The organism is Lysinibacillus sp. CNPSo 3705, from assembly GCF_028674935.1.
Taxonomy (GTDB): domain Bacteria; phylum Bacillota; class Bacilli; order Bacillales_A; family Planococcaceae; genus Lysinibacillus.
This window is the reverse complement of sequence record NZ_JAQZSD010000117.1, coordinates 1-6,175: the sequence shown is the minus strand read 5'-3', so window position 1 is coordinate 6,175 and position 6,175 is coordinate 1. Positions and strand designations below refer to the sequence as shown.

General features: G+C 34.6%; 5 protein-coding genes, 1 pseudogene and 1 riboswitch. Of the genes and pseudogenes, 5 read left to right on the top strand and 1 reads right to left on the bottom strand.

What is annotated here, in order from left to right:
• The first annotated feature begins 975 nt into the window (after positions 1–975).
• Positions 976–1,872, top strand: coding sequence for an alpha-helical endospore appendage domain-containing protein (locus PVA17_RS24155; protein ID WP_274069241.1), 897 nt, complete (start codon positions 976–978; stop codon positions 1,870–1,872).
• A 229-nt stretch (positions 1,873–2,101) separates the two neighbouring features.
• Positions 2,102–2,246, top strand: a pseudogene (locus PVA17_RS24150) (transposase); the annotation flags it as partial.
• A gap of 226 nt (positions 2,247–2,472) precedes the next feature.
• Here the strand turns inward: PVA17_RS24150 and PVA17_RS24145 are convergent.
• Positions 2,473–2,841, bottom strand: a complete 369-nt coding sequence (locus PVA17_RS24145; protein WP_274069240.1) for an alpha-helical endospore appendage domain-containing protein — start codon at positions 2,839–2,841, stop codon at positions 2,473–2,475.
• Between the two features lie 360 nt (positions 2,842–3,201).
• Here PVA17_RS24145 and PVA17_RS24140 point away from each other — a divergent pair, with 360 nt between their 5' ends.
• The 3 genes from PVA17_RS24140 (at position 3,202) to add (ending at position 5,916) form a co-directional block, all read left to right on the top strand.
• A complete protein-coding gene (locus PVA17_RS24140; RefSeq protein WP_132359550.1) occupies positions 3,202–3,504 on the top strand; it encodes an alpha-helical endospore appendage domain-containing protein in 303 nt (100 codons plus the stop codon).
• Positions 3,505–4,155: 651 nt separating this feature from the next.
• The gene (locus PVA17_RS24135; RefSeq protein WP_337993634.1) at positions 4,156–4,548 is read left to right on the top strand and encodes an alpha-helical endospore appendage domain-containing protein; all 393 of its coding nucleotides are present in this window, start codon (positions 4,156–4,158) and stop codon (positions 4,546–4,548) included.
• A 213-nt stretch (positions 4,549–4,761) separates the two neighbouring features.
• A riboswitch (purine riboswitch) is annotated at positions 4,762–4,860 on the top strand.
• A 63-nt stretch (positions 4,861–4,923) separates the two neighbouring features.
• Positions 4,924–5,916, top strand: coding sequence for an adenosine deaminase (add, locus tag PVA17_RS24130; protein WP_274069239.1), 993 nt, complete (start codon positions 4,924–4,926; stop codon positions 5,914–5,916).
• The last annotated feature ends 259 nt before the right edge of the window (positions 5,917–6,175 follow it).

Genomic DNA, 6,175 nt, shown 5'->3' with positions numbered 1-6,175 from the left:
GATGAAAGCATTATTAGCTCAAGAAATAAAAATGTATCTTCTCAAAATAATACTACAAGTGAAAATATTAGTAGCCCAAAAAGAAATAGTAGGGAAAATATTTGGATAGATAATAAAAAAGTATGGAATCGTAAAGATGATACTTAATTTATCAAGTTTCACGATTAAATATGGGGGTATGGGCTTTTCGCTATGGGATATAGAGGAATTAGCGGTTATGAAAATCTTACGAGAATCGGCTACGTGTTTGTACGATCAGGTATCAAATACCTCCCGGCTATTATTATACTACCTTGTAAAAGACATAAAAGGTCTTGCACTCCTAAAGTTAGAAGTCAAAATTCTACTTTAAGGGTGTTTTTTTATGGCGAAATACAGTGAAGAATTCAAAATAAATGTCATTAATTAGGTTATAAATTATTAGCGAAAAAACATGACTTATTATAATATTCGTTGGTAAAGCGTTAGGTACGACTAGATGGAGCAGAACTTATGGAAAGAACCTATTTTCAAAAAATTACTCTAGAAGCTTCCTTATATAATATTATTTTCTACTGTACTAGTCATACGCTATAAAAACGTTTCTTCCCATATATTTGATGAACACAAACGGACCAGTACTCCTTATTGAAGTGAGTTCTGGTCCTGTTTTATATATATTCACTTTATTTGTGTAGCTTAAATGTCTCACTTTCATTTTGTAAACATAACTTAGATATCTGATAACATACTTCATGTTCAGTTCGGGATGTACTATATCGGAATATAGGAAACGCGAGTCAAAGTCCAAGGGTGATTCCGAGCTCTTTTCTTCCAACTCTAGTGAGATTCATTCTTTGGTATGTATTTGTAAAAAAAGCTTCTTAACGGGTTGAAAGCTCATACCGCTAATGAAAAAAAATCATATCCTGCATTATACGACTTAAAGGAGGGAGACCTTCTATTAAATCGACAAATTAAGAAAGGATGAAGACAATGTCGCAAGCGAATATTCCTAATATAACCCCTAGCATCACGATTACTAGAGATGACGCCTTAAACCTCTTATTAGCTTCTATAGCGATTGAAGAGTTAGGGCTAGGACACATCATTAATGCAGAAGCGGAAAAAATCCAATACGCAGTCGGTACATTGCCAGGACTATCGGTTCCGGCGACCCTTAATGAGTTGCTGGAAGTTAATGCAAGTGTTCAAACTACTATGCAAGGATTAATTAAGAAGGAGCTACTCCTTCAATCTAAACTGGAAAATATATTAGCTGTTCCTTCTGTGGGAGGTGCAACAGGTACAACAGGTGCAACAGGCGCAACAGGTACAACAGGTACAACAGGTACAACAGGCGCAACAGGTGCAACAGGCGCAACAGGTGCAACAGGTGCAGGGCCAACTGGAGCTACAGGTGTCACTGGGGCTACAGGGCTAACAGGAGCCACTGGAGCTACAGGCGGTACGTTTACAGCCAACAACATCAAGGTAGGAAGCTTCATTCAGCAAGTAGTTATACCAGGGTCGTCTTATATGTTTGATTCAACTATAAATAGCAATGGAATCGGTATTACACATACACCTGGATCACCAGATATCCATCTAAGTCCGAACAGCGTCTATTGGATCAATAGCTATTTGGAAGGGGTTGAGACGCCAACTGGCGGTGTCGGATTTGCGCTTCGTCTAAACGGGGTTCCTCTTTTTGGGAGTCATGTTGGCAACGGAGGCGCTGTTGGGATCGATACACAACTCTCAGGAGCATACATTTTGAATACTGGACCTGGTGTTAACGTTCTACAGATGTTCAATGATGATAACACAAATACTACGACGGCTAGTAACGGTACGCTTGGCGCTTCATTGACAATTATGCAGATTGGTTAGTACATTAGCCTAGAAGACAATATCGCAAACGAAGATTATTATAACCCCTAGCATTATTATTTATCATCTAATGCATTGAACGACACGTCAACAGTCATTCCGCACTTCCAAAGAAGATGCCGATATAGGACTGGTTTAAATAAAAAATATAGAGCCTTCATTACACCGATATGGTAATTTCTAACATGATAATCTAACAAACGTCTAAATAAATGCAGAAAATAGCCCCTGCGTTTATTTAGACGCGATGTATATTCCAGTACGTCGTGAAAAGGTGTCCAAAGAAGCAGTTTATATCGCAGTTACCTTCGTAAAAATGTCTCAAAGGATGGGCTAACAAAGAGATTACGCCAACTGAATCTGCATACAACTGGTAGAAACTTCTCACTGAACGCAAGGAACGATTCTTATGCCATGGAGGTGTCCCGAAGTCTATAATCAGATTAGCATATACCACCTATCGTAAGTCTAAGTTATAATGGGCTTAACAATTTTTCTCCATTTTTCTTCGTGTTATTACCGATAATTACCTTTAGATGCCCAACTGAATTTAGGGAACAATAGTTTACACCATCGTTACTTTACCATTAATCGACCGTGTTATTTGCAATCATAATCATCATATTCACACTCACACTCATATTCACATTCACACTCTTTTTCATGCTTACAATGTTTTTTGCATTTTATTTCATGTGTCTCAGTAAAGTCAACAACACTTTCTAATTTCATTAATAGGAGCATTTCTTTTTTAACAATTGTTTTTAATAACTGATTTACATTACTATTAGCTTCTAACAAAACATTAATATCACACGTTTCTTTAGTTATCTTCTCTAGTTTTCTTCCTTGTGCTTTAATAATCTCAGCTAAACCTAATTCTTCCATCGCAATTGATGAAAGTAATAAATTTGCAATATCTTTTTTACTAAGATTTATATCTGGCTTGATATCAGGTATGTTGGGCATCGACAATTTAAATCACCTCAAATGTTTCCAATTTTTTCTTCATCGATTTAAAAATAATTACGCAAATCAATATATTCTTATTGTCCAAGCTTTATTCTTAACCTAATTATGCCTTGGCATAATTGAGTCCAAAGGCTGAATGTGTGATAGTTGCTCCAATTTCAAACGCCTTTGTAAAGCGCTTTTACGATGCTGCTTACATAGCATTTCTTGTGAAAAATCAAGGACCCAGAAATATTGTCGACTACAATATGCCTAAGGTATCGATGAGTCGACTTGATTTGACAATCATGACACAAATATAAATACTCATCATACAATAAACGTGTAATCAAAAATTTGTAAAGGAAGGGGTTTTTCATGAGTTTTCCTAACATACCGAATATTACAGCTTCAATTACTATTACTAGGGACGAAGTTTTAAACTTATTACTTTCATCAATTGCTTTTGAAGAGTTGGGATTAAGCCACATTATTAATGCAGAGGGAGAAAAAATTCAATATGCTTTAGGATTGATCCCGGGTTTAACCCAAGCAGCTTCAATCCCTGATTTATTAAGTATTAATGATAGTGTGCGTAAAACATTAGATTCTGTTACGCGAAAAGAACTTGTTTTGCAATCAAAATTGCAAAACATCGTGGATCTTTTAACAGGTGACTAATTACTTAAAGAAGTGAAATTAGATTCATTTAAAAATCAAAACGATTAATTCCTATTTATTTTATTTAGTTAAATTGCAATGTATGCACATAATCAAATAACACATATAAATAATCAAGCACTTCCGGAATGATAGGCGTATCAAAAAGGGGGTGCTTCTTAATGTGCTACCAAACTCTTAGAAGGATTATCCCTCCAGTAGCAAAAGGCAATAACTTTCCAGAAGATGATTCGTTTATCTTCTTTGTATGTTATGAACCACGAGGAAGAGATTCCTACGTTTTCTAGCGAAGGCGCTAAGGTCGTATTTCACATCATGTATGCATTGTCACAATGGTTGGTGTTTCATACCGCTTAAAGCATTATTTAACCTCGGAATACGAGTGATTTTGTACACCCTTAATCGAGAAAACTGTTCATATTTATAATTACTTCTAGCCATATAATTACCCCTTAGATTTCACCACTCTACCTTATGAGGAGCATATTAAATGCTAATTTCAATAAGGGACCCAAAAAGAATTCCATCTCCATATGCTATTAAGGATTCTGAACTGTTCGACTTGATTTGACAATTTATATGACATAAATCGAAATATACATCATACAATAACCATGTAAATTAAAAATTAGCTAATGAAAGGGGTTTTTTATGAGTTTTCCTAATATACCGAATATCACAGCTTCAATTACTATTTCCAAGAACGAGGCATTAAATTTATTACTTTCATCTATTGCTTTTGAAGAGTTGGGATTAAGTCATATTATTAACGCTGAAGGGGAAAAGATTCAATATGCTTTAGGTTTAATCCCAGGTTTAAGACACCCAGCTTCAATAACTGATTTATTAAGGATTAATGATAGTGTCCGTAAAACACTAGATTCTGTTACCAAAAAAGAAATAGTTTTGCAATCGAAATTACAAAATATTATAGATCTTATGTGTGATGACTGGAACCATGACTATAACCCCAAAAAAAAAATAGCTAGTCAAATTGAAAATCAAAACAAAAATACCAAACCTGATATTGGTAACATGGAATAGCACATAATTATTAATTTTTAGAAGGGTCACTTTTTTATGCTTCTATTGTAGACAAACTCGGCAATCATCAAATTGGTCTTGCTAATAAAGCTAGTTCTGTTGTTGGCATAAGCTACTCCGAAATGTAAATATAGAATATACTTTTACAATAATTAATGGGTGTTAGGGACTATGTTGACAATCTATTATTTTTTTATTATTATGTTAAAAAACATTAAGGAATCAATAAATTTTCGTATAACTCCAATAATATGGTTTGGGGGTCTCTACCAGGAACCGAAATTCCTGATTACGAAGAAAGTACAAAACTTGTATTTTCTTTGTAATCAGGAATTTTTTTGTATTTATCTGAAAATTTATTGTAGGAGGTCAACAATGAACTTTTTAGCACTACCCAAAATTGAACTTCACTGTCATTTGGATGGAAGCCTAAGGGGTGAAACTATTATTGATATTGCACAGAAGGAAGGTATTCAGTTACCCACTTTTAATAAGGAAGAACTGCAGAAAGAGCTGATTGCTCCGTTAGAATGTGAATCCCTTGATGAATATTTAAAAAGATTTTCTCTTCCTAATTTAGTCATGCAGTCCAAGGAGAACTTAAGAAGAATTACGTTTGAACTATTTGAGGATGCAGCAAGAGAAAATGTGAAATATTTAGAAGTCCGATTTGCCCCGTTACTTCACACATTACAAGGTCTTAGTGTTGAAGAAGTTGTTCAAGCTGTTATAGAGGGGATGAGAGACGCTGAAAGCTGCTACGAAATAAAGGGAAATATAATCCTGTCTTGCATGAGAACGATGTCTGTAGAAAGTGCATTTGAGGTGGTTGAAAAGGGGAAAAAGTTCCTTGGAAAAGGTGTGGTGGCAATTGACCTATGTGCATCTGAAGAAGAAGGCTTTTGTGAAAAATTCGTAGATCCAATCGCTTTAGCGAAAGAATATGGCTACAGAGTCACTATTCATGCTGGTGAAACGGGAATTGGTAAAAACGTACTAGAGGCAGTTGAACTGTTGGGTGCTGAAAGAATAGGACATGGAGTATTTATTAAAGATTGTGCCGAGGCTTATAAGATTGTGAAAGAAAGACAGGTAGTGCTTGAAATGTGTCCAACAAGTAATGTCCAAACGAAAGCTGTTCATCATTATTCTGAACATCCGATTTATAAGTTTCATAAAGATGGAATAAAAGTGACATTTAATACGGATAACAGAACAGTATCAGATACTACTATGGCAAATGAAATCCATTTAGTTAACAACGAATTTAATCTAAGTGAAGAAGATTATCGACAAATCTATTTAAATAGTGTAGTAGCATCCTTTGCCGACCAACAAACGAAAGACTGGTGCTTAGCGCAATATTAAAGAAAAATAGATTTAGCGACAAAAACAATCCCCGAACGCAAACATATTTTTTAACTATCATAAAACTAATCTTTTGTAATATTAGCAGATTGTGAAGAAATATCCTTAAAGTAACGGGGGCGTTTGTTAAAATAAGAAATATAATAACTTATTATTCATTTTTGATTCGACTGAACTTTTCACTTGAACAAAAAGATTTTTTCCTCCGTAATAGATTAATAATAGATACTAAAGTTTGATAAAAAATAACCTCTTATAG

Excerpts from the sequence above, each read along its gene's own strand:
- PVA17_RS24155 (WP_274069241.1), top strand. The coding sequence starts at position 976 with ATGTCGCAAGCGAATATTCCTAATATAACCCCTAGCATCACGATTACT.
- PVA17_RS24145 (WP_274069240.1), bottom strand. The coding sequence starts at position 2,841 with ATGCCCAACATACCTGATATCAAGCCAGATATAAATCTTAGTAAAAAA.
- PVA17_RS24140 (WP_132359550.1), top strand. The coding sequence starts at position 3,202 with ATGAGTTTTCCTAACATACCGAATATTACAGCTTCAATTACTATTACT.
- PVA17_RS24135 (WP_337993634.1), top strand. The coding sequence starts at position 4,156 with ATGAGTTTTCCTAATATACCGAATATCACAGCTTCAATTACTATTTCC.
- add (WP_274069239.1), top strand. The coding sequence starts at position 4,924 with ATGAACTTTTTAGCACTACCCAAAATTGAACTTCACTGTCATTTGGAT.